This window comes from Nocardioides flavus (ex Wang et al. 2016) (genome assembly GCF_014653115.1).
GTDB classification, from domain to species: Bacteria; Actinomycetota; Actinomycetes; order Propionibacteriales; family Nocardioidaceae; genus Nocardioides; species Nocardioides flavus.
In genome coordinates this window covers 281,668-306,971 of sequence record NZ_BNAD01000003.1, presented here as the reverse complement: position 1 = coordinate 306,971, position 25,304 = coordinate 281,668, and the positions used below count along the sequence as shown (strand labels likewise).

24 protein-coding genes are annotated in these 25,304 nt (G+C 73.5%); 8 read left to right on the top strand and 16 right to left on the bottom strand.

From position 1 onward, the window contains the following. Positions 1-14 precede the first annotated feature (14 nt). From IE200_RS08395 to IE200_RS08385, 3 genes are all read right to left on the bottom strand, one after another. Positions 15-869: a glycerophosphodiester phosphodiesterase family protein gene (locus IE200_RS08395; protein WP_191278935.1), complete on the bottom strand. Its 855-nt coding sequence runs from the start codon at positions 867-869 to the stop codon at positions 15-17. Beyond that, positions 866-2,734, bottom strand: a complete 1,869-nt coding sequence (locus IE200_RS08390; protein ID WP_191278934.1) for an AMP-dependent synthetase/ligase — start codon at positions 2,732-2,734, stop codon at positions 866-868. Before IE200_RS08390 ends, IE200_RS08395 begins: the two co-directional genes overlap by 4 nt. Before the next feature lie 111 nt (positions 2,735-2,845). Continuing rightward, positions 2,846-3,355: a metallophosphoesterase family protein gene (locus tag IE200_RS08385; protein ID WP_229856295.1), complete on the bottom strand. Its 510-nt coding sequence runs from the start codon at positions 3,353-3,355 to the stop codon at positions 2,846-2,848. A gap of 51 nt (positions 3,356-3,406) precedes the next feature. On the opposite strand from IE200_RS08385, the gene IE200_RS08380 reads away from it, so the two are divergent. Beyond that, complete coding sequence (locus tag IE200_RS08380) at positions 3,407-3,691, top strand: hypothetical protein (RefSeq protein ID WP_191278932.1); 285 nt, start codon at positions 3,407-3,409, stop codon at positions 3,689-3,691. Here the strand turns inward: IE200_RS08380 and IE200_RS08375 are convergent. The 3 genes from IE200_RS08375 to IE200_RS08365 all read right to left on the bottom strand — a co-directional run bounded on the left by IE200_RS08375 (position 3,651) and on the right by IE200_RS08365 (position 5,738). After that, positions 3,651-4,070: an HNH endonuclease gene (locus IE200_RS08375; RefSeq protein ID WP_191278931.1), complete on the bottom strand. Its 420-nt coding sequence runs from the start codon at positions 4,068-4,070 to the stop codon at positions 3,651-3,653. The two genes, IE200_RS08380 and IE200_RS08375, sit on opposite strands and share 41 nt — an antisense overlap. 4 nt (positions 4,071-4,074) lie before the next feature. Further along, a complete protein-coding gene (locus tag IE200_RS08370; protein WP_191278930.1) occupies positions 4,075-4,365 on the bottom strand; it encodes a hypothetical protein in 291 nt (96 codons plus the stop codon). A gap of 116 nt (positions 4,366-4,481) precedes the next feature. Beyond that, positions 4,482-5,738 carry an HNH endonuclease signature motif containing protein gene (locus tag IE200_RS08365; RefSeq protein WP_191278929.1) on the bottom strand — a complete coding sequence of 419 codons (1,257 nt, stop codon included), beginning with the start codon at positions 5,736-5,738 and terminating at the stop codon, positions 4,482-4,484. A gap of 194 nt (positions 5,739-5,932) precedes the next feature. Between IE200_RS08365 and IE200_RS08360 the strand changes: the two genes are divergently transcribed. Together IE200_RS08360 and IE200_RS08355 are read left to right on the top strand one after the other, a co-directional pair. Beyond that, complete coding sequence (locus IE200_RS08360; protein WP_191278928.1) at positions 5,933-7,168, top strand: NAD(P)/FAD-dependent oxidoreductase; 1,236 nt, start codon at positions 5,933-5,935, stop codon at positions 7,166-7,168. Beyond that, the gene (locus tag IE200_RS08355) at positions 7,165-8,082 is read left to right on the top strand and encodes an NAD(P)/FAD-dependent oxidoreductase (protein ID WP_191278927.1); all 918 of its coding nucleotides are present in this window, start codon (positions 7,165-7,167) and stop codon (positions 8,080-8,082) included. Before IE200_RS08360 ends, IE200_RS08355 begins: the two co-directional genes overlap by 4 nt. Here IE200_RS08355 and IE200_RS08350 read toward each other — a convergent pair. The 6 genes from IE200_RS08350 to IE200_RS08325 are packed head-to-tail and all read right to left on the bottom strand — an operon-like array spanning position 8,075 to position 13,934. Beyond that, positions 8,075-9,694 (bottom strand): RecQ family ATP-dependent DNA helicase, encoded by a 1,620-nt coding sequence (locus IE200_RS08350; RefSeq protein WP_191278926.1) that lies wholly within the window; start codon positions 9,692-9,694, stop codon positions 8,075-8,077. The two genes, IE200_RS08355 and IE200_RS08350, sit on opposite strands and share 8 nt — an antisense overlap. A 28-nt stretch (positions 9,695-9,722) precedes the next feature. Further along, positions 9,723-10,532: a DinB family protein gene (locus IE200_RS08345; RefSeq protein ID WP_191278925.1), complete on the bottom strand. Its 810-nt coding sequence runs from the start codon at positions 10,530-10,532 to the stop codon at positions 9,723-9,725. Positions 10,533-10,579: 47 nt separating this feature from the next. Beyond that, complete coding sequence (locus IE200_RS08340; protein WP_191278924.1) at positions 10,580-10,795, bottom strand: amphi-Trp domain-containing protein; 216 nt, start codon at positions 10,793-10,795, stop codon at positions 10,580-10,582. 34 nt (positions 10,796-10,829) lie between these two features. Continuing rightward, positions 10,830-11,978, bottom strand: a complete 1,149-nt coding sequence (locus IE200_RS08335; protein WP_191278923.1) for an acyl-CoA dehydrogenase family protein — start codon at positions 11,976-11,978, stop codon at positions 10,830-10,832. Then, positions 11,971-12,864: an oxygenase MpaB family protein gene (locus IE200_RS08330; protein ID WP_191278922.1), complete on the bottom strand. Its 894-nt coding sequence runs from the start codon at positions 12,862-12,864 to the stop codon at positions 11,971-11,973. The genes IE200_RS08335 and IE200_RS08330 overlap by 8 nt, the downstream gene beginning before the upstream one ends. Before the next feature lie 17 nt (positions 12,865-12,881). Then, entirely contained in the window at positions 12,882-13,934 is a 1,053-nt protein-coding gene (locus IE200_RS08325; RefSeq protein WP_191278921.1) for an LLM class F420-dependent oxidoreductase, read from the bottom strand. A gap of 163 nt (positions 13,935-14,097) precedes the next feature. Between IE200_RS08325 and IE200_RS08320 the strand changes: the two genes are divergently transcribed. Next, complete coding sequence (locus IE200_RS08320; RefSeq protein ID WP_191278920.1) at positions 14,098-14,424, top strand: hypothetical protein; 327 nt, start codon at positions 14,098-14,100, stop codon at positions 14,422-14,424. A gap of 174 nt (positions 14,425-14,598) precedes the next feature. Here the strand turns inward: IE200_RS08320 and IE200_RS21025 are convergent, their stop codons facing one another. Then, complete coding sequence (locus IE200_RS21025; protein ID WP_191278919.1) at positions 14,599-18,834, bottom strand: nSTAND1 domain-containing NTPase; 4,236 nt, start codon at positions 18,832-18,834, stop codon at positions 14,599-14,601. A 151-nt stretch (positions 18,835-18,985) separates the two neighbouring features. On the opposite strand from IE200_RS21025, the gene IE200_RS08310 reads away from it, so the two are divergent. After that, positions 18,986-19,252: a hypothetical protein gene (locus tag IE200_RS08310; RefSeq protein WP_191278918.1), complete on the top strand. Its 267-nt coding sequence runs from the start codon at positions 18,986-18,988 to the stop codon at positions 19,250-19,252. 6 nt (positions 19,253-19,258) lie between these two features. Here the strand turns inward: IE200_RS08310 and IE200_RS08305 are convergent, their stop codons facing one another. Further along, complete coding sequence (locus tag IE200_RS08305) at positions 19,259-19,801, bottom strand: YbaK/EbsC family protein (protein WP_407940971.1); 543 nt, start codon at positions 19,799-19,801, stop codon at positions 19,259-19,261. A 77-nt stretch (positions 19,802-19,878) separates the two neighbouring features. On the opposite strand from IE200_RS08305, the gene IE200_RS08300 reads away from it, so the two are divergent. The 3 genes from IE200_RS08300 to IE200_RS08290 all read left to right on the top strand — a co-directional run bounded on the left by IE200_RS08300 (position 19,879) and on the right by IE200_RS08290 (position 23,754). Then, positions 19,879-20,901, top strand: a complete 1,023-nt coding sequence (locus tag IE200_RS08300; protein ID WP_191278916.1) for a glycerophosphodiester phosphodiesterase family protein — start codon at positions 19,879-19,881, stop codon at positions 20,899-20,901. 63 nt (positions 20,902-20,964) lie between these two features. After that, the gene (locus IE200_RS08295; protein ID WP_191278915.1) at positions 20,965-22,032 is read left to right on the top strand and encodes a glycerophosphodiester phosphodiesterase; all 1,068 of its coding nucleotides are present in this window, start codon (positions 20,965-20,967) and stop codon (positions 22,030-22,032) included. 33 nt (positions 22,033-22,065) lie between these two features. Continuing rightward, positions 22,066-23,754, top strand: a complete 1,689-nt coding sequence (locus tag IE200_RS08290) for an aminotransferase class V-fold PLP-dependent enzyme (protein WP_229856293.1) — start codon at positions 22,066-22,068, stop codon at positions 23,752-23,754. 3 nt (positions 23,755-23,757) lie between these two features. Here IE200_RS08290 and IE200_RS08285 read toward each other — a convergent pair whose 3' ends face one another. Further along, the gene (locus IE200_RS08285; RefSeq protein WP_191278914.1) at positions 23,758-24,042 is read right to left on the bottom strand and encodes a hypothetical protein; all 285 of its coding nucleotides are present in this window, start codon (positions 24,040-24,042) and stop codon (positions 23,758-23,760) included. A gap of 24 nt (positions 24,043-24,066) precedes the next feature. Beyond that, positions 24,067-25,287, bottom strand: coding sequence for a PspC domain-containing protein (locus IE200_RS08280; RefSeq protein ID WP_191278913.1), 1,221 nt, complete (start codon positions 25,285-25,287; stop codon positions 24,067-24,069). Positions 25,288-25,304: the final 17 nt, after the last annotated feature.

Genomic DNA, 25,304 nt, shown 5'->3' with positions numbered 1-25,304 from the left:
GAGGTTGCTCCGGCCTAGCCCGGGAACGACGGCGGCAGGTCGATTCCGTCGGCGGCGAGGACCTCCCGCAGCCGGTCGGGGCGGTTGGTGATGAGCCCGTCGACCCCGAGCCGCACCAGGTGGCGCATGGTGGGCCGGTCGTCCACGACGTACGGGATCACGGCGAGCCCCGCGGCGTGCGCCGCGTCGACGAGCGCGGCGGTCGCGTACGGGCGGTAGTCGGGGTCGTCCACGCCGGCGGTGTAGGGCGACCCGTGGATCGGCGAGATCGCGGTGAAGCCGTGGGCGGCAGCGCTGCCGGCCACGTCGTCCTCGTCGACGGGGAGGCCGCCGAACCACGGCGAGGGTCCGTCGACGGTGTCCCGGAGGTACTTCGGCGACACGAGGACGTTGCGGGCCAGGGCCGGCTCGGCGTCGCCCACGCGGTCCAGCACGCCCCAGTCGAAGCACTGGATGCTCGTACGCCCCACGAGCCGGTCGATCCGCAGCGCATCGACCACGCGGGCCACGAACGCCTCGCGCGACGTCAGGCCGCTCGCGTCCAGCGCGTCGTACTTGATCTCGAGGTTGACCCGCACCGGGTCGGCGCCCCGCTCGTCGAGCAGCGCCGCGACCTGCCTCAGCAACGGCATCGACGGCGGCAGGTCGGCGCGGGTGAGCTCGCGGATCCGGCGGGCGTCGGCCAGCGCCGGGTCGTGGGCGACCACGACGTCGTCCTCGGCGGTCAGGTGCACGTCGAGCTCGAGCGTGGAGACCCCCAGCGCGAGGGCGCGGCCGAACGCCTCGAGGGTGTTCTCCGGCCAGAGCCCGGCGCCGCCGCGGTGGGCCTGGACGTCGAAGACGTGGACCGGCGGAGCGTCGGAGATCACTCGTAGAGCTTGTCGACCACGTCGGCGTACTTGGTCCTCACCACGCGGCGCTTGAGCTTGAGCGTCGGGGTGAGCTCCTCGGACTCGGCCGTCCACTCGTCGGCCAGCAGCTCCCACGCCTTGACCTGCTCAGGGCGCGAGAGGCGCTCGTTGGCCTTGTCGACCGCGGCCTGCGCCATCGCCCGGATCTCCGCCTTGGTGGAGAGGTCGGCGAGGTCGGTGAACTCGATGCCCATCTTCGCCGCGACCAGCGGGGCGATCTCCCCGTCGAGGGTGAGGATCGCGACGACGTAGGACCGGTCGTCGCCGAGCGCCATCGCGTGGCCGATGATCGGCGACTCCTTGAGGTAGTTCTCGATGTTGGAGGGCGCGATGTTCTTGCCCGACGAGGTGATGATCAGCTCCTTCTTGCGGTCGATGATCGAGTAGAAGCCGTCCTCGTCGAGAGTGCCGATGTCGCCGGTGTGGATCCAGCCGTCCTCGTCGATCAGGTTGCGGGTCGCCTGCTCCTGCAGGTGGTAGCCGGGGGTGTTCACCGGCCCGCGGCAGAGGATCTCGCCGTCCTCGGCGAGACGGACCTCGATGCCCGGGTTGGGGCGGCCGACGGTGCCCAGCTTGAAGGCGCCGGGGCCGTTGGAGGTGAAGGCGCCGGTGGTCTCGGTCATGCCATACACGTCGTAGACCTGCAGGCCGAGCCCGCCCATGAACTTGGCGACTTCGAGCGGCATCGGGGCCGCGGCGCTGGCGGCCCACTGCACCTGGTCGAGGCCCAGCAGGAGCCGGAGGAAGCCGAGGATCGCCTCGTCGGCCTTGTTGTACGCCTCCTCGACCTCGGGCGTCATCTCGTTGCCGTACTCGTGGGCCTGCGTCCAGGCCAGGCCCGCGGCCATCGCGTTCGTCACCAGCTCCTGGTTGGCCGGGTCGGGGTCCTCGGCGAGCTTGGCCGAGATGCCGGTCTTGATCTTCTCCCAGACCCGCGGCACGCCGAAGAACGCCGTGGGGTGCACCTCGCCGAGGGCGCCCAGGAGGCCCGCCGGGTCGGGGATCGCGTGCACGTGGCTGCCGAGGAACGGGGGAGCGTACGTCGCGAGGACGCGCTCGGCGATGTGGGCGAGCGGGAGGTAGCTGATGGTGCGCTGCGGGCCGTGGAGGCCGGCGGCGTCGAGGGTGGAGACCGCCTCGTACATGACGTTGTGGTGGGTGAGCACCACGCCCTTGGGGTTGCCGGTGGTGCCGGAGGTGTAGAGGAAGGTCGCGGGGAGGTCGGGCGTGATCCGCTCCATCCGCTCCTCGACGCCGCTGGTGTCGCGACCGTGGGCCAGGAAGTCCTCCCACGTCATCGCGCGTGCGTCGTCGACGCGGTCGGCGTCGGCCAGCATCACCACGTGGCGGATCGAGTCGACCTCGTCGAGGGCCTTCTCCCACCGCTGGTAGCGGTCGTGGTCCTCGAGCACCACGACGACGGGGCGCGACTCACCGGCGATGAACGCGACCTGGTCCTGCGCGAGCGTGTTGTAGATCGACATCGGCACTGCCGCCGCCGTCATCGCGCCGTAGTCGGCGAGCGTGTGGGCGGTCCGGTTGGCGGCCATGATCGCCACCGGGTCGCCGCGCTCGACGCCGAGCGCGATGAGCGCCGCGGCGACCTGCTGGGTCAGCTCCCAGGTCTCGGCCCAGCTGATCGTCGACCACGTCGCGCCCTCGGGAACGTCGAAGCGGTCCGAGAACGCCGGCTGGTCGCCGTACTTGTCCGCCGCCTGGCGCACGGTGGCCGGCATGTGCAGGCCGAGGATGCGCGCCTCGTACTGCTCGCGAACGGCCAGGACGTCGGGGCTGATCTCGGGGTCGGGGTCGGTCGCGGTCATCCTCGGCTCCTCGGTGCAGAACGGTGTGGCGGGGGTCACATCATGGAGCGCGGGGGTGCCGGGTGGCTAGGGCGTGGTGGGGCGCGTCGCCGGCGGACCGGTCGTCGGCACCTACGCGCGTGGCGGGAGCCGGTGGAGCGTGACGTCGCGCAGCTCGCCGTCGTCGGCCGTCGCGGTCATGTAGGTGCAGTGCGGCTGGCGCCGACGGTCGGTGGGGGACCCGGGGTTGAGCAGGCGCAGACCGGTGGTGGTCGTGGTGTCCCAGGGGATGTGGCTATGGCCGAAGACCAGCACGTCGAGGTTGGCGTACGCACTGCTCATCCGATCCTCGCGGCCCTTCGCCTGCCCGGTCTCGTGGACCACGCCGAGCGCGAGGCCCTCGACCTCGATGCGCCCGACCTCCGGCAGGCGCTCGCGCAGCGCGCCGTGGTCGTTGTTGCCCCAGCACGCGACGAGTCGGGCCGATCGCGCCTCGAGCTCGTCGAGCAGCGCGACGTCGACCCAGTCACCGGCGTGGACCACGACGTCCGCATCGTCGACCGCGTGCCACACCTCGGCGGGCAGGTCCCTGGCCCGCTTGGGCAGGTGGGTGTCGGCGAGCAGGAGGAGTCGGGTGGGCACCGGGCCAGTCAACTGCATCTGAAGTCGCGCGGCGGTGGGTACGGTCCGACCATGACCACCGACGAGCCCACCCGCACGGACGACGTCGTCGCCGAGTCCGCCCTTCAGCTGTGGTCGGCGGCGCAGACCGACTTCGACCCCTTCGAGGTCGACTCGTCCGACTGGCCGGAGACGGCGGTGCCGGTGCGCGACGCCGACATCGCGGTCGACACGCACCTCGAGCTCGACGACGTACGCGCCGCGCTCGGGCGCCTCGACGGCGTGAAGGTCGTCGTCGGTCGCGAGGCCGGCACGGTCAGCGTGCTGCGGGTGATCCCGGAGGACGTGCCGCTGTGACCTCCTGCTGGACAGCTGCCTGAACCTCTGCCTGTACCTCTGCCTGTACCGCTGCCTGGACCTCGCCGAGGCGTACGAGGAACGCGCGCTCATCGAGCCGCTTGCGCCGCAGCCACCCGGTCACCTCGTCGTTGCACTTGCTCGCGTTGCACGACCGGCAGGCCGGGACGACGTTGAGCAGCGTGTAGCGGCCGCCGCGCGAGATGGGCAGCACGCAGTCCTTCTGGACAGGCGTGCCCGTGGCCCCGCAGTAGGCGCACCCGCCCCAGGCGTCCTGCAGCGCCGTCCACTCGCTGAAGCTCAGGTCGTGCTCGCTGCTCGCCATCCGCCGCTGGCGCTTCCTCGCCGCACGGGCGCGGCGGGTGCGGGCGGCAGGCATGGGCTCAGGGTAGGGGGGGGCCCGACCGCAGTGCAGCGACGCTCTTCACGAGACGACGCAGCGGTGTGTCGCGCTGCACGCTGACGCTCCCACCATCCGGCGTCAGGCCGAAGCGGGGCAGCAAGTCCTGACGCACTTCTCGTTCGGCCATCAGCAAGATCGCGTCACGGTCGTAGGACTCGGCGAGCTCGGCGGCCAGGGACAGGTCGTCCGCCGCGACAGCGTCGTTGATCGACTGGACGTAGTTGGCGTAGAGGGCGTTGAGCTCGTCGACGAGGCTGGTCGGGTTCGTCATGGACACCCCTTGGAGTCGCGATGTGGCTTGGCTGTCACCTCCAGTGTGGAGCAGGAATGACATCGAGCAAGCAGGGCGGCACCACGATCGTGGGCACGCCGTCATCTGGTCCCCGCCTATCTGCGTCGGTGGAACCGGTGGTCGCCGTTGGCGAGGCGCTCGACGCGGAACGCGTCGTCGTGGATGCGGTGGTGGTGGTGGTTGCACAGCAGCACCCCGTCGGCGAGGTCGGTGCGGCCGCCGGTGTGCCAGGGGTCGAGGTGGTGGGCGTCGCACCAGGTGCCGGGGACGTCGCAGCCCTCGGCGCGGCAGGTGCGGTCGCGGACCAGGAGTGCCTTGCGCTGGGCCGGGCTGAACAGCCGCCGGGCGCGTCCGAGGTCGAGCGGGAGGCTGTCTGCGCCGAGGACGGCGGGCAGGATCTTCGCGGTGCAGGCGAGCCGTCGGGCCTGGGCGGCGGTGATGCGGTCGCCGGTGAGGTCGTCGCCGGGGACGAGCCCGCCGCCGACGAGGTCCGCGGTGGCGAGGTCGGCCTGAAGGGCCGCGAGGTCGACGGTGACGACGAGGGTGGTGGCGTCGCCACCGTGCAGCGGCATCCGCTCGGGGTCGATCGCCTCGATCAGCTGGGTGAACGCCTCGCCGAGCCGGCGCGGGTAGGGCAGCCGGGCGACCGCGTCACCGGACCGCTCGGCGTCGGGCTTGCGGGGGTTGGCGTACGCCTCGAGGTAGGTCGCGAGCCGGGTGGCGGCGAGGTCGGGGATCCGGCCGGAGATGCGGGTGGTGCCGTCGCCGAGGCGGCGCAGGGTGAGTCGGGTCTGCTGTGCGGCGTGGGCCTCGAGGTCGGCGAGCCGGGCGGCCTCAGCTGCCTCGGCGATCTCCGGGGCGACGACGTCGAGGATGCGCCGTCCGATGCGACCGAGCTCCCTCGGGCCGAACTCCCCGGCCTTCTCGACCAGGTGCACCTCGGCCCGGGCGAGCGTCTCGGCATCGACGGAGGCGGGCAGCGCCGTGAGGGCGCGGTCGATGACGTGGGCCTGGGCGAGCGTCGCAGCCCCCTCGCGCATCGCGACGGCCAGGGCGGGCCGCTCCCGGTCGAGAGCGGTGGCGAGCGCCAGGTCGGCGCGGGCGTCGGCGAAACGCGTGCGGGTGTGGTGCGCGAGCCACCCGGCGGCGTCCTTCGCGGCCGTCTGCTCGGCCAGGTCGCCGGCGTCGGCCAGGACCCGCAGCCGCAGCTCGGTCACCTGGGCTTCGGCGGCGACCAGCTCACGCAGCGCGACCGCCTTGTCCTCCACCGACATGAAGGTCGGGTTCGCGTCAGCCACGGCCTTCAGCGAGGCACGTACGTCCCTGGCGGCCGCGATGATCGGGTGGGTCACGAGCGGCCTCCTTCGACGACAGGTCTCCACACCGCACGTCTGTGCGGCAGGTCAACGGTCGTCACCAGGACGCCAACTGGGCCAAGGCCCTCGTAGCACACCCTCATCCGAGAGTTCGTCTCGATCCTAGCATCAAAAGACACTATTCGCAAGGATGTTCGCCACTCGTTGGCGGCCTCGCCTAGCCTCGCCGCATGAGAGCCGACGTGGTGGTCGTGGGCGCCGGGCTGGCCGGGCTGCGGTGCGCGCAGGCGCTGGTGGAGGCGGGTCGCGACGTGGTGGTCGTCGAGGCCTCCGACCGGGTCGGCGGTCGCATCCGCACCGACCGCGTCGACGGGTTCCTCGTCGACCACGGCTTCCAGCTGCTCAACCCCGCCTATCCCGCCGTCGGCCGCTGGGTGGACGTCGACGCGCTGGGCCTGCAGCCGTTCGGAGCCGGGGTCGCGGCCCGGAGCGAGCGCGGGCTCGAGGTGCTGGGCCACCCGCTGCGCAGCCCCGGCCTGGTGCCGCGCACCCTGCGGTCCGCCGCCCGCCGGCCCGCTGAGGTCGCGGCCCTGGCGCGCTGGGCCGCTCCGCTCGCTCGCCCCCGCCCCGGACGCACGCTGTCCGAGGTGCTGGAGCGGCGCGCGGACGTCGACCGGCGCACGGCGCTCGACCGGGCCGGCCTCGACGGGTTCCTGCGACGGGTTGTGGACCGCTTCTTCGCCGGCGTCCTCCTCGAGGACGACGGCAGCACGGCCGACCGGTTCGCGCTGCTGCTGACCTGGATGTTCGCCCGCGGCGTTCCGGCCCTGCCGCGGGAGGGGATGGCCGCGCTGCCGGCGCAGCTCGCGGCCGGCCTCGGTGACCGGGTCCGCCTCGGCGAGCCGGCGCACCGGGTCACGGGCACGTCCGTCGCGACCGACACGGGCACCTGGACCGCCGACCACGTGGTGGTCGCGACCGGCGCACCCGAGGCCGCTGCGCTGACGGGGATCGACGTGCCGGCGACGAAGGGCGTCGCGACCGTGTGGTGGGCGGCGCCGACCGCACCGGAGACCGACCTCCTGCACGTCGACGCGAGGAGCACCCCGTCCGGGCCCCTGGTCAACGCCGCCGTCGTCTCACGCGCGGCCCCGTCGTACGCCCCTCCCGGTCGTCACCTCGTGCAGGCCTCCGCCCTGCTCGGACCGGGCCGCGACACCGACGAGGCGTCGATGCGGCGCCACGCCGGCGACCTGCTCGGCACCGACCCGACCGCGTGGGAGGTCGTCGCGCGCCACGACGTCCCGCACGCCCTGCCCGCGCAGCCGGTGCCCTACAGCGCGACCCGTCCGGTCCGGCACGGGGACCTCCTCGTCTGTGGCGACCACCGCGACACCGGCTCGATCCAGGGCGCTCTGGTCAGCGGCCAGCGCGCGGCCGACGCGGTGCTGGAGGGCCGGTCGTGAGCGAGGTCGTCGTGGTCGGCGCGGGCCTGGCCGGCGTGGCCTGCGCACGCGAGCTGCGTGCCGCCGGAGTGGGCGTACGCCTGCTCGACCGCGGCCACGTGCCCGGCGGCCGGATGGCGTCACGGACGCTGTGGGAGCGCCGCGTCGACCTCGGCGCCTCCTACTTCACGGTCTCCGACGACGGGTTCGCCGCGGTCGTCGACGACTGGGCCGGTCGCGGACTGGCCCGCGAGTGGACCGACACCTTCGCCGTCCTGGGCGACGAGGAGCGCGACTCCTCGAGCGGCCCCGTGCGGTGGGGCGCCACCCACGGCCTCCGGTCACTCGTCGAGGACCTCGCCGCGGGACTGGGGGTCGAGCGGCAGCAGGTCGAGTCGGTCGAGGAGCTCGACGCGGACGTCGTCGTGCTCGCCATGCCCGACCCGCAGGCCGTGCGGCTCGTGGGCGAGCACCCCGTCGCGCGGTCGCTCGACCGCGAGTGGGAGCCGGTCATCGCGGTCGCCGCCCGCTGGGCGGAGCGCACGTGGGACCTCGACGGGGCGTTCGTCAACGGCGACCCCGACCTCGGCTGGATCGCCGACGACGGCCAGCGACGCGGCGACGGTGCCCCGGTGCTCGTCGCGCACACCACCCCGGAGCTCGCCTCGCGCCACCTTGCCGACCCCGCCGGCGCCGGTCCGGTCGCGGTCCGCGCGCTCCGGCGGCTGCTCGACCTCGGGGAGCCCGCCGACGTGCACGTCCACCGCTGGACCTTCGCCCGGCCGGTCGGCGACCGGGAGGACCCCTTCGCCCTCGTCGAGGGTGACCGGCTGGTCGGGGTGTGCGGCGACGGCTGGGGCTCGTCGCCCAAGGTCGAGACGGCGTGGCTCTCGGGCGTACGCCTCGGGCGGGCGCTCGCCGAGCGGCTCAGGTGACCTCGAGCAGGCCGCGGTCCTCCACCAGGTCGAGCGCCAGCGTCCGGTAGCCCTCGTCCTCGAACAGCACCGTCACGCGGTCGTCCTCGGCGTCGGTGACGGTGCCGACGCCGAACTCGGCGTGCCGCACGGTGCTCTGCACGGCGTACGGCACGTCGGCGCCGGCGTCCTCCTCGGGCGCGATGCCGGCCGCGCAGTTGTCGCAGATCCCGCACCGGGAGCGGATCTCCGCGCCGAAGTAGCCCAGCATGAAGGCGCTGCGGCACCGCACGGTCTCGGCGTAGGCCCGCATCATCTCCACCCGCGAGCCCTCGAGCTTGCGCTGCGCCTCGGCCCGCGCGAGCACGGCGTCGACCAGCGTCGCGATGCCGGCGTCGTCGGGCAGGTCGTCGGCCTCGCGGGCCAGGCGCACGAGGTTGACGAGGCGACCGGTCTTGCGGGGTCCGAAGTCCAGGTGCTCGCTGACCTCCCGCGGGTCGTCGGTGCCGCCCGCGGCGAGGGTGGCGTCGAGAGCGGCGACGACGGCGCGCACGTCGCGGCGCCGTGGCACGCCGCCGGCGAAGAAGCGTCCCAGCGACAGGTCCTCGGCGCGGTAGGCCAGGACCGCCGTCGCCGTGGCACGGTCGCGCCCGGCGCGGCCGACCTCCTGCCAGTAGGTGTCGGGGGACTCGGGCACGTCGGCGTGCACGACGAACCGGATGTCGGGCTTGTCGACGCCCATCCCGAAGGCCGACGTGGCCGCGACGAGGGGCAGCTCGCCGCGCATGAAGGTCTCGTGCACCTCGTCGCGCCGGCGGCGCGACAGCCCCGCGTGGTAGGCCGCGGCATCGTGGCCGCGGTCGACCAGCGCCTCCGCTACGGACTCGGCGCCCGCCCGGGTGCGGCAGTAGACGACGCCGCTCCCGCGGTCGGCGGAGAGCTCGTCGACGATCGCGAGCACCCGCTCGCGCTGGTCCTCGGCGTCGGAGAAGCGCTCGACGTGGAGCGCGATGTTGTCGCGCTCGAACCCGGTCAGGACGGTGCGGGCGTCGTGGAGGGCGAGGCGCTCGACGATGTCCTGCTGGGTGGGCAGGGCGGCCGTGGCCGTCATCGCGATGACCCGCGGCGACCCGATCCGGGCGACGAGGTCGCCGAGGCGGAGGTAGTCGGGCCGGAAGTCGTGGCCCCACGACGACACGCAGTGCGCCTCGTCCACGGCGACCAGGGTGGGGTCGATCGCGGCGACCTCGGCCAGCACCTCGGGGTTGGCGAGCTGCTCGGGCGACAGCAGGAGGAAGCGCAGGTCGCCCGCGCGTGCTGCGCGCAGCACCTCGTCGCGCTCGGCGTCGGACTCCGCCGAGCTGAGCCGCGAGGCGGCGATCCCGACCGCGTCGAGGGAGGCGACCTGGTCCTGCTGGAGCGCGAGCAGGGGCGAGACGACGACCGTGCAGCCGCCGAGCATCAGCCCGGCGAGCTGGTAGGCGAGCGACTTGCCGGCACCCGTCGGGGCCACGAGCAGCACGTCGTGGCCGTCGAGGAGCACCTGCACGGCCTCCTCCTGGCCCGACAGCAGCTCGCGGTGCCCGAAGTGCTGCTCGGCCGTCTGGCGGATGGGCCCCGGATCGCTCGTCACCCCGCAGAGGTACCCACGGGGCGCGCGGTCATGAGCGAGTCGTCGACCCGGCCAGCACGGCGAGGTCGCGCTCGGCGTAGCGGCGGTGCTCCCACTCCTCGTTGAGCACCACGCGCAGGCAGTGACCGACGGTCAGGTCGGGGACGTCGGTGAGGAAAGGCGTCGCCGAGGTCACCTGGCGGGCCAGGCCGGAGTCGTCCATGCGCTCGAGCAGCTCGGCCACGGTCGCCCGGCGCTGGCGACGCAGCGACAGCACCTCGTGCAGCTCCGGGCGTGCCCGCCGCTCCCACGGAACGCCCTCGTGGGCGGGCACCTCGTCGGAGGGCAGGTCGAGGGGGTGCCACGGTGTCGGGAAGCCGTGGACGACGCCGCTGATCCAGCAGGCGTGGACGAAGCCGAGGTGGCGCAGGGTCTGGATGAAGGACCACTCGCCGTCGACCTGCTCGTGCAGCTGCTCCACCCGCAGCGCCCGCGCGTGGTCGAGGGTCTCGGCCCACAGCCGGTCGAGGATGGCGAACGCCTCGCGGAAGCCGTCGGCGCTCGTCGGGCGCATCGCCGCCCGCTCGGGGTGGCGCCGGTCCAGCTCGGCCTCCACGAGCGGACCGACGTCCACGCCGTTGACCACCAGGCGGCGCACCTCGCCGCTGATCACGAGGTCGGGGACCTCGACGCCGGTCATCCGGACCTTGTCGAGCCTCGCTGCGTGGATGCGTACGCCGCTGAGGTCGACGTCGGTGAGGGTCGCGTCGGCGAGCGAGACGTCCTCGAAGGTCGCCCGCCGCAGGAGCACCTTCTCGAAGCGGGAGTCCGAGAGGTCCTGCTCGGTGAAGTCGGTCATGGCCGACAGGCTAGGGCCAGCCGCGGACGATCAGCGACCGGATCGGCTCACCAGGTCAGCTCGATCTCGATCTCGTTGTCCTCGCCCAGCTCGACCTCGACCTTGAGGTGGACCTCGTCGGGCACGGCGACGGTCACGCGGCCGCCGTCGCGGGAGAACTCGACCGAGTTGTGCTTGGCGAGCGAGTCGGCGAGGGCGCGCAGCTTGGCCGCCGCCTCCTCGCGGGTGACGGTGCGGGTCTCGTCCATCTCGAAGAGGTCCATGACCACGAACCTAGCCAGCGCGTGGGAACGCCGGCTACAGGCCCAGCATCCGTCCGATGATCTCCTTCTGGATCTCGGTCGTCCCGCCGTAGATCGTCTGGATCCGCGAGTCGGTGTAGGCCTTGGAGATGGGGTACTCGTCCATGTAGCCGTACCCGCCGTGCAGCTGCACGCCCGCGTCGACGACGCGCTTCTGCAGCTCGGTGGTCCACCACTTGGCCATCGACGCGAGCGCGGTGTCGACCTCGCCGGCGTTGAGCCGGAGCACGCAGTCGTTGATGAAGACCCGCGCGATGTGGGCCTCGGTGGCCATCTCGGCCAGCACGAAGCGGTTGTGCTGGAACTTCCCGATGGGGCGGCCGAACGCCTCCCGCTCCTTGGCGTAGGCCAGGCACAGCTCGAGGACGTGCTCGACCGCGGCGACGGCGATGCAGCCGATCGAGATGCGCTCCTGGGGCAGGTTCTCCATCAGCGAGACGAAGCCCGACCCCTCGGCGCCGAGCAGGTTCTCCTTCGGCACGCGCACGTCGGTGAACGACAGCTCGGCGGTGTCCTGGGCGTGCAGCCCCATCTTGGCGAGGTTGCGCCCGCGCTCGAAGCCCTCCATCCCGCGCTCGACGGCGAGCAGCGAGATGCCCTGGTGCCCGGCGTCTGGGTTCGTGCGGCACACCACGACGACGAGGTCGGACAGGATGCCGTTGGAGATGAAGGTCTTGGACCCGTTGAGGACGTAGTGGTCGCCGGCGTCGACCGCGGTCGTACGGATGCCCTGCAGGTCCGACCCTGCGCCCGGCTCGGTCATCGCGATCGCGGTGACGATGTCGCCCGACACGCATCCGGGCAGCCACCGCTGCTTCTGCTCCTCGGTGCCCAGGGACGAGATGTAGGGGACGATGATGTCGGTGTGCACCGCGAAGCCGGGCCCGGAGGCGCCCGCCCGCGCGGACTCCTCGGCGAGCACCATGTTGTAGCGGAAGTCCTTGATGCCCGGGCCGCCGTAGGCCTCGTCGACGTCGAAGCACAGCAGCCCGCGCTCGCCCGCCTTGCGCCACACCTCCCGGTCGACGACGCCGGCCTGCTCCCACGCGGCGTGGTGCGGCGTCACCTCCTTGTCGAAGAACGCGCGCGCGACGGCGCGGAAGTCCTCGTGCTCCTGCTCGAGGATGCTGGGGCGCTCAGGCATGTGATCTCTCTCCGTGTGCTGGTCCGTGCGAGTTGAGGTGGTCGAGCATCGACAGCGGCCCGAGGTCCTCGAGACGGTGGCCGCTGGGATAGGTGGTGGGCCGGTGGACGTACGCCGTGCGCCGCGGCGGCGCGAGTCGGAGCAGCCGGCCGCGCAGCCGCAGTCCAATCCGTACTGCCCGCACGAACCACCGCGGCTGGCGCGGCAGCCCGAGCGCCTCGCGCAGCGGCTCGTCCATCACCGCGATGGTGACGCGGCGCAGCAGCGGCCGCAGCGGGGGAGGGGCGATCTCCCGCGCGATGCCGATCGACGCCTCGGCCAGCCGGGTCGCGGCCGGGGTGTGGGCGAAGTGGCGGCGCTCGTGGTCGACGAGCAGCGCGAGGTAGCCGTCGTACGTCGTGGGCAGGCCCTTGAGGCCCATCAGCTCCCCGAAGCGGGTGGTGACCTTGGCGATGGCGGCGAGCTCGACGGGGTCGAGGGGACGCCAGCCGTAGGCCTCGATCCAGCGGACCGGGCCGACGATCGTGGTCGCGAGGACGTAGGCGAAGTCCTCGGCGGCGATGTCGTAGTGGCCGTGGATCCGGTTGAGCCGGCGCAGCGCGGCGTGCGAGCGCGGCGAGTCGATGCCGTCGAGGGTCGCCTCGTCGCCGATGAGGATCGTGTCGTCGTAGCGCTTGACGCCGTGGTCGGCGAACTCGCGCGTCCGGTCGAGCAGCTCGGCGATCGAGGGCACGCCGTAGTCGCGCATGAAGGCGATGCCGGTGCCCTGCACGTAGTCCCAGGGGAACTCGAAGCGGGCTGTGAGCCGGAGGATCTCGTCGTGGTCGACCTCCGGGTCCAGCGACCGGATCCGGTGGAGGTTGTCGTAGCGGCCCGGCGCGTGCACGCGGCTCAGGAAGGGCCTCAGGACACCCACTCCTTGAGCTGCGCCACGACGTCGGCGGCGTCCTGGTCCTCCGAGGTGGGGACGGGCGTGATGTTGAGGTCGGTGACGCCGGCCTCCCGGAAGGCCTCGATGCGCTCGCGGACGTACGACGCGGGGCCGACGAGGTTGGCGGCCTCGAGCCACTCGGTGGGGACGAGGGCGGCGGCCTCCTTCTTCTTGCCGGAGAGGTAGAGGTCCTGGATCTCCTCGGCCTCCTGCTCGTAGCCGTAGGCGCGGGCGACGTCGTTGTAGAAGTTCTTGCCCTTGGCGCCCATGCCGCCGACGTAGAGCGCGAAGACCGGGCGCACGAGGTCGAGCAGTGCCTTGGTCTCCGGCCCCTCGCCGATCGCGACCATGCCGCCGGCCATCACCTGCAGCGGCGCGAGCCCGTCGAGCCGCTTGGCGTCGCCGGCCGCGAGCGCGTCGCCCCAGACCAGGTGGGCCTTCTCGGGGTGGAACAGGTGGGGGATCCAGCCGTCGGCGATCTCGGCGGTCTGCTCGACGTTCTTCGGGCCGAGGGCGGCGATCCAGATCGGGATCGTGTCACGCTCGGGGCGGGTGAGCAGCTTGAGCGGCTTGCCGAGGCCGGTCACCGCGCCGTGCTCCTTGGTCAGCGGGAGGTGGAACTCCCCGTCCGCCGACAGCGGCTCGCGCCTCAACCCGCTGCGGATGATCTCGACCACCTCGGCGGTGCGAGCCATCGGCCTGCTGTAGGGCACGCCGTGGAACCCCTCGATCACCTGCGGTCCGCTCACGCCGAGGCCGAGGATCGCGCGGCCCTGGCTGACGTTGTCGAGACCGGCCGCGGTCTGCAGCAGGGCGCCGGGCGTGCGGGAGTAGATGTTGAGGATGCCCGAGCCGATCCGCACCGTCTCGGTCTTCGCCGCGAGGTAGCCCATGAGCGTCGGCGCGTCGAAGCCGTACGCCTCCGCGACCCACACGCTGTCGAGGCCCGCCCGCTCCAGCGAGACCACGTCGTCGGCTGCCTTGCGCGGGTTGCCGTCGTACATCAGGAGGCTCGCGAGACGCATGCGGCAATCGTGACAGTTTCACTGTCACGATGGCAAGGGTCGAGGGGCGTCGACGGGTGGGATACCGCCGCGGTACCGGCACCGCACCGGTGCGGTACCCCACGGCGGCAGCGTGGCGTGGGTCGGACCGCGTGGGTCCGGCACCGTCCCGAGGAGCAACGTCATGAACCACCACTCGCTCGCCGCCGCGCCTCCCCGCCGGCGGTGGCTCCGCGCCACTGCCGGCGCGATCGGCACCGCAGCCGTCGCCGCGCTGCTGGCCGTGCCCGCCGCCGGCGACGTGGCACTGCTCGAGCCGCCCGTCCCGGGCATCGGCCTGTCCACCTCCACCGGCCCGGCCACCGAGGTCGCCCGGCCCTGCTACCTGGCCCGACCGGGCGGGAACACCGTCCGCGGATGGGAGCAGCCCGTCTGCGGCACGGGGCCGGGCACACGCACCGACGACGCGGTGCGCGGGTACGCCCGTCCCGCGCCCGACCACCTGCCGTGAGCACGCGCCCGTCATGTCCGCCGCCCCGGCACGTCGCGCACGCGTCGCTGTCCCCGTACGGGTCGCCTGCCTGCTGGCCGCGGCCCTGCTGGCGGGCGCCTGCGACCTGTCCGTGGGGCCACCGGTCCGCGACGTCGGGTTCGAGCACAACCTCGGGCCGGTGTCGCGGCCGGACTACTGCGGGCAGGTCTCCCGGAACGCCAGGTCGCCGAAGTGCTCGGCCCACTCGGCGCGGGTGAGGTCGCGCCCCACGGCCCGGCACGCGAACTCCACGGCACTGTCGCGGGACAGGTCCCACTCGACGACCCGGCGGGTCGACCAGTCGAGGATGCGGGCGGTGCGGCCGCCCGGGAGGATGGCACCGGTCAGGGACGACGCGTCCGGCACGGCGAGCGTGGCGACGGGAGTCGCGGAGGCGGCGTCCCACACGCCGACCAGGCCGTTGGGGCTCGAGGTGAGCAGCTTGGTCCCGTCGGGGGAGAAGACGACCTGCGACTTGAGGTCGCCCGCCCAGTCCCGGGGCGGGGCGACCGCACGGCCGGTCGTCAGGTCGACGACCTCCAGCCGTCCCCTGGCCCCGGAGTTCGCCCCGTCGCCGTGCTCGCCGCCCGTGACGACCGCCAGCGCGCCGTCGGGTGACACGTCCAGCCAGTAGCCGTACCGCATGCCGAGGTCCCCGCGGGCGGTCACGACACCGTCCAGGAGGTCCACGACGGCCCAGCCCGTGGTGGGGACGTTGTAGGGGCCGGAGGCGTCGACGCCCCCGAGCAGGACGACCGCGGACCTCCCGTCCGGGTGGGCGACCACCCACGAGACCGGCTCCTCCATCTCCACCGGCCGGGCGACGGGTCGGAGCGTCTCCCCGTCGAGCAGGGTGAGCGTCCCGTCCAGCTCGGAGACAGCGAGCCGGGTCCCGTCGGGCGTCCAGTCGAGCTCGGTGATCCGCTGGCCCGGGAACACGGCACGTTGTCCGGTGAGCTCTCCCTGGTCGTCCCAGACCCGGACCTCGCCCTCGACGGCGGTCGCGAACCGGCGCCCGTCGGGGTGGAAGGCGCCGTAGGTGTGGCGGTAGCCCTCCTGCGGGGGGATGGTCGCCACGGAGCCGTCCCGGTGGTCGGTCACGTACGTGCGGTAGTCCTGGAGCAGGACCGAGCGCCGGCCGTCGGCGGCCATGACTCCGAAGGCGGCGAACGATCCCGGTGGCTGTGCGACCGACCGGACGAAGCCGTGACGGCCCGTGAGGTCCCAGCGTCGCAGGGCCGTGCCCGCGCGCCCCACCGCGAGCAGGAAGGCGCCGTCCGCCGAGTAGTCGACGGCGTTGGCGTTGCCGCGGTCGAGCGCCAGTGTCCGGGGAGCTCGGTCCGGGCGTCCCAGGCGCCACTCCCGGACCTCGCGCTGGCCCATGGTGGTCACCGCGAAGCGTCGCCCGTCCGGGGACACCTTCAGGGACGCGACGAAGCCCTCGGCCGGGTAGGTGCCGAGCACGCGACCGGAGGCCCCGTCGAAGACCCGTGGGGTGTTGTCGTCGATGCCGACGACAGCGGCGCCTGCGTCGAGTGCCTCGATCGCCCAGACGTAGTGGCGCCCGTCCGGGTCGAGGAGTCGCGAGGATCCCGTGTCGAGGGAGTGCCTGGTCAGGGGGTGGGACGTGAAGAGGACGTCGCCGTCGGCGGCGAGGGAGACCTGGGGGATCGCCTCGACCCCGAGCGCGAACCGGGTCGGCGGTCCGGGGCGCGCCAGGTCCCACACCAGCGCGGCCCCGGTGCGGGCGGCGAGCTGCTGGCCGGAGCCGTCCTGCAGCGCCACGGCCAGGCGGCTGCCGTCCTGGCTGAACGAGATGTCGGTCGCCCGCCACCCGCGCCGGGGGAGCCCCGGGAGAGCGGTCGCCGGCGCCAGGTCCGGCACCGAGAGCAGCGCGAGGGGTCGCCCTCCGAAGGGCGCGCGAGCGACCGCGAGCAACCGGCCGTCCGGGCTGAACCTCACCTCCTCCCCGAAGGAGTTGGCGCCGAGGACCAGGTCCTCGCCCATCTGGCGCTGGGACACGAGGTCGCCGGTGGACGTCTCGTAGAGCCGCAGGCGGTGCGACTCGTCGAGGATCGCCGCCAGCCGCCCGTCGCCGCTGACGTCGAGGGCCAGCGCCAGCGTGCCCTCGACGGCGTGGGACTGCACGAGGTGGTCTCGCCGGGTGATCGCGGCGAGCAGGCTGTTGTGGGTGCCGGTGGAGGGGTCGAGCCGCATGCCCGCGACGGCGAGGAGCAGCGAGGTGTCGATGTCGCTGGCCACCAGGGCGCTGGCGCCGGCGCGCCGGGCGACGGCCTGGATCTCCGAGGCCTGGGCGGCCGCCGCGTTGTCGTCGGCCCGGTCACGCTGGGCGATGGCCACCACGCCGCCGACGACGGCGAGCACGAGCAGCACGAGCGCGCCCGCGAGCACCTGCCGCAGGCGGGAGATCAGCCGTGCCTGCTCCCTCGCCCGTACGGCGGCGCTCTGCTCCTCGACCTCGGCCCGGGCCTGCGAGGCCGACAGGAAGGCGCGCTCGACGGCGGTGAGGCTCGCGCCGGTGCCCGAGCACCAGTCCACCGCCCGGGTCAGGCGTACGCCCCGGTAGAGCTCGCTGTCGGGTCGGCCCAGGGTGTCCCACGCGTCCGCGGTCGAGCTCAGGTGGTGCAGGATCCGACGGCCGTCGACGTCGTCCTCCAGCCATCCGCGCAGCCGCGGCCACGCCCGGGCGAGCGACTCGTGGGTGATCTCGAGGACACCCTCGTCGCTGGTCACGAGCCGGGCGGAGACGAGCATCTCGACCAGCCGCTCGTGCGCGGTGTCGGTGCCGACCAGCCGGCGCGGCACCCGGGTCCGCACCGGCTCTCCCTCGGTCCCGGGGGCCAGCAGCCGCAGCACCAGGTCGCGCAGCGCTCCGCGCAGGTCCGGCTCCACCTCCGCGTAGAGGCGCTCGGCCGACTGCGCCACCGCGCCGTGGATCCCGCCGCTCGCGCGGTAGCCGTCGACCGTGAGGGTGTTGCCCTCACGCCGCTTCCAGGTCTCGAGCAGCGCGTGGGACAGCAGGGGGAGGGCGCCCGGGTCATCCCTCACCTCGGTGACGAGCAGGTCGACCAGGCCGGGCTCGAGGAGCAGCCCCGCCTGCCGGGCGGGCCCCTCCACCGCCGCCCGGAGGCCGGTCTCGTCCAGGCCGCCGACCAGGTAGAGGCCGCGCTCGACGAGCCGGCTGAGAGCTGCGTACGCGGCGAGGTCGGCCAGGCGGTCGGCGCGCAGGGCTACGACGACGGGGCGGCGCGACACCTCCTCGACGAGGGCGTCGACGAAGGTGCGGGTCTCGTCGGGGTCCTCGCAGAGCGTGAACAGCTCCTCGGCCTGGTCGACCAGCAGTGCGTCGTGCACCCCGGCCGACGCCAGGGCGGACAGGGCCCGGAGCGGGTAGTGGCCGGGCGTGATCGCCACGAGGCGGGTGCCACGCATCCGCAGGCGAGCGCCGATGCCGGCCCGCATCAGCGAGGACTTGCCCGAGCCCGAGGGACCCACCAGCGCGAGCAGCCCGTGGGTGTCGAGGATCTCCAGCCCGACCTCGACCTCCCCCTCACGGCCGAAGAACCGGTCGGCCTCGTCGACGTCGTACGCCTGGAGGCCCTGCCAGGGACAGGTCGCCACGACGACCGGGGCCTCCGCGCGGTCGAGCGTGGGGTCCTGGCGGAGGATCGACTGCTCCAGCGCGACGATGTCGGGCGCCGGGTCGATGCCGAGCTCGCGGGCGAGCACGGACCGCAGCTGCCGGATGGTGCGCAGCGCCTCGCCCTGGGCGCCGGTGCGGTACTGCGCCAGCGCGAGCAGCTCCCAGCGACGCTCGCGCAGCGGTGCGGCTCGCACCATCTCGTGCGCCCGGGGGAGGGCCTCGCGGGCGCGTCCGCCGCGCAGCTGGGCGTCGAGGAGCAGCTCCTCGGCGTCGCGTCGCAGCTCCTCGAGCCGTCCGGCCTCACGGCGCGCGGGCGGCCAGTCAGGGAGGTCGGCGAAGGCCGGACCGCGCCACAGGTCGAGCGCGCGCTCCAGCAGGTACGACACACGGTCGACCTCCCCGAGCTCGAGCAGCTCGCGCGCCCGCGCGACCTGCGACTCGAAGCGCCGCGCGTCGACGTCGTCGCCGGGTGCCACCAGCCGGTAGCCGTCGCCCGTGGTCTCGATCGCGTCCGCGCCGAGCGCCTTGCGCAGCCGGACGATGCACGACTGGAGGTTCTTGTGGGCCGAGGCCGGCGGGGTGTCGCCCCAGAGCGCGTCCGCGAGCTCGTCCGCCGTGACCGGGCGCCCCTGGCGCACGGCCAGTGCCTGGAGCACGACGCGGTCGCGCGGGCCGAGACGTCCCGAGCCGTCCACGGCCAGTGGGCCGAGGACCTGGATAGCCACCTCACCACGGTGCGCCCGGTCCGCGACGCCGTCAACGGGGCGGATACCGCACCGATACCGCCGCCGGTGCGGTCGGATACCGCCTCGGCCGAACCTCGTGGGGTCGGACGTCCGTCCGGCACGGACCACCCGCTCCAGAGAGGACACGACCATGAACATCCAGGACATCCCCAGGACCGTGAGCGTCTGGGCGGCCGCCGCCGCCATCGCGACCGTCGGCACGGTGAGCGCCTGCGGCACCGAGGTGCCGGCCCCCGCCCAGCAGATCAAGGTCGAGGTGCCCGAACCGACGCCTCGCCACTACGAGCCGGCCTGCAACACGCGTGCCGCCGTCACTCCCTGCCCCGGCGTCGCGCCGGTGCGGCCCGGCACCCGGAACCGGATGCGGTTCGACGACGAGGCGGACCCGCGCCGGTGAGCGGTCTCAGCGACCCAGGCCCGGCACCACCTCGGCGCCGGGCAGCCGGGCGAGCAGCCGCCCCGGGACCAGCAGCTTGGAGCTGCGCACGCCGCTGCCGAGCACGACGACCGGCTCGTCGAGGAGCGCCTCGTGCACCAGGACGCGCCATCCCTCGGGGAGGCCCAGCGGTGTGATGCCACCGTGCTCCATCCCGGTCTCCTCGACGGCCCGGTCCATCGGCAGGAACGACGCCTTGCGCACGTCGAGCATCCTGCGCACGAGCGTGTTGACGTCGGCGCGGGTGTCGGCCCGCACGACACAGGCGGCGATCCGCTCGTCGCCGGCGCGCGAGCCCGCGACGACGACGCAGTTGCCGCTCGCCGTCATCGGGATCTCGTACGCCTGGCTCATCGCCGCGGTGTCGGCGAGGTCGGCGTCGATCTCGACCACGGCCACCTCCGCGGCGTCCGGCCAGCCGGCGAGCGCCACGGCGACGGGCGGCGCCACGAGGGACGGGTGCTCGGCGGCGGGCAGGGACTCGAGCGTGGGGAACGAGGGCAGCGTCACGCGGTCATCATGCGTCATTCATCCCGACGACACCCCGCGACCACCGCCCGGTCCCGCGGGCCGGTCACGGTGGTGGCATGACGGTGACCCGCGAGGCTGTTCCGGGTGTGCACCGCAGGACCTCGTCGTTGGTCCTCTCGCCCGCCGTGGTCGCGCACCGCGGCGCCAGCGGGCACCGTCCCGAGCACACCCTCGACGCCTACCGGACCGCCATCCGGATGGGCGCCGACGACATCGAGCTCGACCTCGTCTCGACCAAGGACGGCGTCCTCGTCGCCCGTCACGACCTGGAGCTCGGCGCCACCACCGACGTCGCGCGGCGCCCCGACCTGGCCCACCTGCGGCGGACCGTCGTGGTCGACGGGGTCGCGCAGCAGGGCTGGTTCGCCCAGGACCTCACACTGACCGAGCTCACGACCCTCACCGCCCGCGAGCGGATGCCGGCCACCCGCCCGGCCAGCGCGGCGTACGACGGGGCCGAGGGCGTGCCGACGCTCGACGAGGTGCTGGCGATGGTGGCCACGGAGTCGGCACGGCGGGGCCGGCCCGTCGGCGTGATGCTCGAGCTCAAGCACGCCGCCCACCACGACGCGGCCGGGCTGCCGCTCGACGTGCCGCTGCTGCGCGACCTCGCCCGCCACGGCCTCGACCACCCGTGGGCGCGGGTGACGCTGATGGCCTTCGAGGCGCCGGTCCTGCGCCGGCTCGCGGCCCGCACCCGGCTGCCCGTCGTGCAGCTCCTCGGGGCCGGCGAGCGCGTGAGCCCCGAGGACCTCGACCGCATCGACGACTACGCCGACGGCATCGGCGCGCACCGGTCGCTCGTGCTGCCACGTGACCCGTACGGCGCCATCGGCACGCCCTCGACCCTCGTGCGCGACGCCCACCGCCGCGGGCTCACCGTGCACGTCTGGACGGTGAGGGGTGAGAACCGATACCTGCCCACCAACCTGCGTCGCGGCGACGCCCCCGACGCCCTCGGCGACATGGCGGGCGAGGTGGAAGCCCTGCTCGACGCCGGGGTCGACGGCGTCATCACCGACCACCCGGAGGCGGCGCTCGCGGCAGTCCGCGGGGGCCCCGCGGTCCTCGGTCGCTGAGCCGTCACGACGCGTTCACCGCAACGTCCGCCCGGCGCCTCCTGGGCCCGGTTGGCTCGCGGCATGACCTCTCGGAAGGCCCCTGCGGCCACCCTCGTCCTGGCGCTCGCCGCCGCCCTCACCTCCGTCTCGGCGTCCGCGACCGCCTCTCCCGCCGACGTCACCGAGGCACCTCTCGTCGAGCCCGTACTGATCGGCCACCGTGGCGCGTCCGGCTACCGGCCCGAGCACACCCTCGCCGCATATGAGCTCGCCATCGAGCAGGGGGCCGACTACATCGAGCCCGACCTGGTCTCGACCAGGGACGGCGTCCTGGTCGCCCGCCACGAGAACGAGATCAGCGGCACCACCGACGTCGCCGACCACCCCGAGTTCGCCGACCGCCGCACCACCAAGGTCATCGACGGTCGCGCCGTGACCGGTTGGTTCACCGAGGACTTCACCTACCGCGAGCTGCGCACGCTCCGCGCGAAGGAGCGGCTGCCGCAGGTGCGTCCCGACAACACCGCGTACGACGGCCAGGAGCGCATCCCGACCCTGGACCAGGTCATCAGGCTGGCCCGCCGTGCGGGCGTCGGGGTCTACCCCGAGACCAAGCACCCGACCTACTTCGACTCCATCGGGCTGTCGCTGGAGGAGCCGCTGGTCGCTGCCCTGCGCAAGCGCAAGTGGGACGACGCCGACGACCCGGTGATCATCCAGTCCTTCGAGGTCACCAACCTGCGCGAGCTCGACACGATGGTCGACGTCCCGCTCGCGCAGCTCGTCGACGCGAGCGGCGGCCCCTTCGACCGTCCGGGCACGACGTACGCCTCGATGCTCACGCCCGCCGGCCTCGCCGAGGTCGCGACCTACGCCGACGGCCTCGGCGCCAACAAGTTCGTGGTCCTGCCCCGCGGTGCCACCGAGCCGACCGCCGTCGTCGCCGACGCCCACGACGCGGGCCTGGTCGTGCACGTGTGGACGATGCGCCTGGAGAACCAGTTCATGGACTCCCGGTTCAAGGTCGGCGCCGACCCCGATGCCCCGGGCGACCTCGCCGCGGAGGCCCGCGCGTTCCTCGACGCGGGCGTCGACGGCATCTTCAGCGACCACCCGGACGTGGTCGCGGGGGTCCTCGACGCGCGCTGACGACGCGGAGCAGGGCGGGCGTAGGCTCGGGTCGTGACGCGCGACCCGGCCAGCTCCACCGCCCTGCTCGAGCGCATCCGCGCGTCAGTCATCGGCGACGACCAGGTGATGCAGGGCCCCTACGGCCCGCGCCGGGTGACCTACGCCGACTACACCGCCTCGGGGCGCAGCCTCACCTTCATCGAAGACTTCATCCGGAGCGAGGTCCTGCCCGCCTACGCCAACACCCACACCGAGGCCAGCGGCACCGGGCTGCAGACCACCCGGCTGCGCGAGGACGCCCGGCGGATCATCCGCGACGCGGTCGGCGGCGACGACGAGACGGTCGTGATCTTCTGCGGCTCCGGCAGCACCGCGGCGATCGACAAGCTGATCGGCATCCTCGGCCTGCGCATCCCGTGCGTGCTCGAGGACCGCCACCACCTCAGCGACGCCATCCCCGCCGACCAGCGGCCGGTGGTGTTCATCGGCCCCTTCGAGCACCACTCCAACGAGGTCAGCTGGCGCGAGACCATCGCCGACGTCGTGACCATCCACGAGGACGCCGACGGCCATGTCTCCCTCGACCACCTGCGCGAGGAGCTCGAGCGCCACGCCGACAGGCCGTTGAAGATCGGCTCGTTCTCGGCCGCCTCCAACGTCACCGGCATCGTCACCGACACCGAGGGCGTCGCCGACCTGCTCCACGAGCACGGCGCGCTGAGCTTCTGGGACTTCGCCGCCTGCGCGCCGTACGTCGACATCGAGATGTACGGCCCCGGCGGCTCGCGCAAGGACGCTGTCTTCATCTCGCCGCACAAGTTCATCGGCGGCCCGGGCACGCCGGGCGTGCTGGTGGTGCGCCGCGAGCTGCTGACCAACCGGGTGCCGGTCGTGCCGGGCGGCGGCACGGTCATGTACGTCAACCCGACCGAGCACCGCTACCTCGACGACCCCGCGCACCGGGAGGAGGGTGGCACCCCCGCGATCGTCGAGTCGATCCGGGCGGGCCTGGTCTTCCAGCTCAAGGAGGCCGTCGGGGTGGAGACCATCCAGGCCCACGAGGAGGAGCTGCTGCGCCGCGCGGTCGCCGCGTGGGTCGCGGAGCCCACGATCCAGATCCTCGGCAACCTCGACGCCCAGCGGCTCTCCATCGTGTCCTTCGTCGTCCGGGCCCCCGACGGGACCTACCTCCACCACAACTTCGTGGTCGCGCTGCTCAACGACCTCTTCGGCATCCAGACGCGCGGCGGCTGCTCGTGCGCCGGTCCCTACGGCCACCGGCTGCTCGACATCGACCTCGACCGCAGCCACCAGTTCGAGGCCCAGATCGCGGGTGGCTGCGAGGGGATCAAGCCCGGGTGGGTGCGGGTCAACTTCAACTACTTCGTCGACGAGGAGGTCTTCACCTACGTCGTGGAGACCGTGCGCCTCGTCGCGCGCGAGGGCTGGCGGCTGCTCGGCGACTACCGCTTCGACCCGCTCACCGGGCTGTGGCACCACCGCACCGGGCCGGTCGAGCCGCCGATGCGCCTGGCCGACGTCACCTACGCCGACGACGGGACCATGACGTGGCCGGCGCACACGCAGACGGCCCCCGCCTCGGTGCTCCGCGAGCACCTCGACGGGGGCCGCGCGATCATGGCCGCCGCGTCGCCGCCCGACTGGTCGGACCCGGCCCACCTCGACCGGGACTTCGACGACCTGCGCTGGTTCGCGCTGCCGGCCCGCTCGCTGGCCTGAGGCTCACGGTCGCGACGAGCGGCGCGAGCCCCACACGGTCGCGGCGAGGCCTGCGGCACCGGCGAGCAGCCACGGGATCGGCAGCAGCCAGTCGAGCTCGGAGGTCTCGACGACGTCGCCCTGGACGAGCGCCCACACCAGCACCATGCCGGCGAAGGCGACCCCCATCACGAGGTGGCCGATGTTGACCGGGTGGAACCCGCTCGGTCGCTCCGGGGCGTCGAGCGGACCGACCATCGGCTCGTCGTAGCCGTACAGGTCCGTGTCGTGGCTGCTGTTCCCACTCATGTCTGCGCTCATCTCGCTCGCTCCTCAGGCCGCTTCGCGGACGACGACCTGGCCAGCGACCAGGTCGATGTCGATGGACAGGTCGGGGACGTCGTCCCCGCCGTCGAGGGAGTTCTGCAGGGTGACGTCGAAGCCGTCGGCCCGCCGGTCGAAGAGCTGGACGTCACCGCCCACGACCTGTGCCTGCACGGAGACGTCCATGCCGTCGGGGACGACCACCTCGACCTGCCCGCCGACGCCGTCGACGGACACCTCGCGCCCGTCGAGGGAGTCGAGGTCCGAGACGCCGGAGAGGTCCAGGGTGAAGCGACCGCCGCTGAACTCGTACGTCTCGCGGACCTCGCCGGCACTGGTCGGGGTGAAGTAGCGGTCCTTCTCGCCCACGCGGCTGCCGGCGGTGGCGGCGGCCGTGGCGAGCGCGGCGACCAGGCCCAGCGCGATCAGCCCGCCGGCGCGGCCCCACACGGAGCCGACCACCAGCATCGCCGCGGTGATGCCGAGCGCGAGCGCGGGATAGGCGCTGTCCGCCACGTCGGCGCCGGCGACGTCGACGACGCCGAGGACGCCCTCGGCCAGCGCGATCAGGGCGACGGTGAAGAAGAAGAGGATCGGCCCGCGCTTGCGGGGGTTCCGCGGGAGGCGTGAGCGCGAGTACGCGTCCCAGCCGCCCGTCCCGGCCGGCGGACCGTACGCCGCGACGCCCGGGTCATGGAAGGTGTCGGTCCCGTAGGGCTCGGCGTACGGGTCCCCGTACGGAGCGGCAGCCGACGCGCCGCCGGCGTCCGGGCCCTGGCCCGAGCCCTGGCGGTGCAGGAACCACACGGCCAGCGCAGCCAGGATCGCCAGCGGCCACGGGAACCAGAACGCGCCCGCCCAGTCGCCGAGGGCCGCGACCAGGGCGAGCACGCCCACGCCGGCCAGGGCGATCGTGCGGCTGCGACGGTCGAGACCGAGCGGCTCGTCGTCCGTGCCCTCCTCGGGCACCAGGATCCAGCCGGCCACGTAGAGCAGCAGGCCGGCGCCGCCGAAGAACACGGCGACCACCAGCGCCACCCGCACGATGATGGGGTCGATGTCGAGGTGCCGCGCGATGCCGCCGGCCACACCCGCGACGTGACGGTCGGTGACGCTGCGGCGCAGGCGGCCGAGGTCCTTCATCTCCTCACGGGTGACCCGAGGACCCGACGGCGGCTGGCCGCCGGGCGCGGGCTGCTCGGCGTCGGTGGTGTGACTGGCGTTGTCCATGGCTCCACTCTCCTCGG